Consider the following 1,300-nt stretch of genomic DNA (forward strand, 5'->3'; position numbering starts at 1 on the left):
TTCGTAGGGCGCTCCCCTCTCCGTCTCGGCTTCGCCGAGCCACCTCTCCCCGCTCGCGCGGGGCGAGGAAATGCACTTACGGCTGCCCGTGCCCGGACAGGACCTGCGCCGCGCCCCTGATCGCGACCCGAAAGGCCTCGTCGAAGCTGACTCCGCGCGCCTGCCAGCGATAGATCTTGCCGCGATCGGCCAGCCGCCAGTCGGCGATCCAGCCGAGTTCCTCGTCGCTCCACACGATCGAGCCGGCGAGCGCCCGGGCCGCTCCCGCTTTCTTCGCGAGTTTGTCGAGCCTTGCCATATCGGCTTCGGAAAGCGCCTTCTCATCGAGCCCGCCAAGCTGCCCAGCCTTTGGAAAGGTGACGCGCATCAGCAGCGGACCGGCGGCATTGGCGAAGGATTCGCGCATCGCGTTGCCGCGCTGCTCGTCTTGCGTCAGCACGAAGTGCCCAGCGCCCTGCTCGGCGGTCATGAAGACGGCGATCGTCGGCCGCTCGCTGGTCCAGGGCCTGCTGCCGAGCTGCGCGAGTAGCTTGTCGACCACATCCGGCTTGTAGAGGCAGGTCAGATCGTGTGGCCGGTCATGCGTGCCTTGCTCGTCATGGATCGGAATGCCTTCGAGCCGGTCGTGGTAGCGGAAGGATTGGACGAAATCGGCCGCCTTCTCGCGCAGCGCCAGCATCTGCGTCTTCTGCGTCAGCCGCTGATCGCCCGAGACCTTGACCAGCACCTTGTCGAGGCAATCCTTGAAACCGATCTGCCGGTTCACGTCTCCGGTTCCGGTGACGATCGTTTGCGCCTGGTAAAGCTCGGCGGGCGTCGCGGCGATGACGGGGCGACAGACGAAACAGATGGCGATCATGCCGATCACCATGGCCGCGAGGCGAGAAAATCCGGGCATGGCTTGCCGTCCGGTTCACAATGCCCATTTTCTAGCACCGGGTGCTTGCGCTGGCCAAGGCAGATTGCCGGCTAACCCAAGGAGCAAGGGATGGCCTTCATCTGGTTCATCTATGCCGCCTGGCTCATGCTGATCATCTTCCTGACCGTTCAGGCGATTGGCGTGAAGCGGGACACCGAGCCGCACCTGCTGCAGAGCTTCGGCTTGATGTTCGCCATCATCGCCGCCTTCCTGCTGCCGCGGCTGCCGATTTTCGACTTCGTCAACTTCGCACCCGTCGGCACGGTCCTGGGCGGCATCGGCGCCGCGATCACCATCGCGGGCATGGCGCTGTTGGTCTGGGCGCGGCAGGCTCTCGGTCGCAACTGGAGCCAAACCGTTTCGGCCAAGCAGGAGCATGAG

1 protein-coding gene and 1 pseudogene are annotated in these 1,300 nt (G+C 64.9%); one reads left to right on the plus strand and one right to left on the minus strand.

Annotated elements, in window-relative coordinates:
* Positions 1-76: 76 nt before the first annotated feature.
* A complete protein-coding gene (locus tag EOA24_RS38240) occupies positions 77-898 on the minus strand; it encodes a DUF2066 domain-containing protein (RefSeq protein ID WP_127410841.1) in 822 nt (273 codons plus the stop codon).
* 126 nt (positions 899-1,024) lie between these two features.
* Here EOA24_RS38240 and EOA24_RS38245 point away from each other — a divergent pair.
* Positions 1,025-1,300: pseudogene (locus tag EOA24_RS38245) on the plus strand (hypothetical protein); the annotation flags it as partial.

Origin of the sequence: Mesorhizobium sp. M2A.F.Ca.ET.039.01.1.1 (assembly GCF_003998035.1) — a bacterium.
Lineage (GTDB): Bacteria > Pseudomonadota > Alphaproteobacteria > Rhizobiales > Rhizobiaceae > Mesorhizobium.

Excerpts from the sequence above, each read along its gene's own strand:
- EOA24_RS38240 (WP_127410841.1), bottom strand. The coding sequence starts at position 898 with ATGCCCGGATTTTCTCGCCTCGCGGCCATGGTGATCGGCATGATCGCC.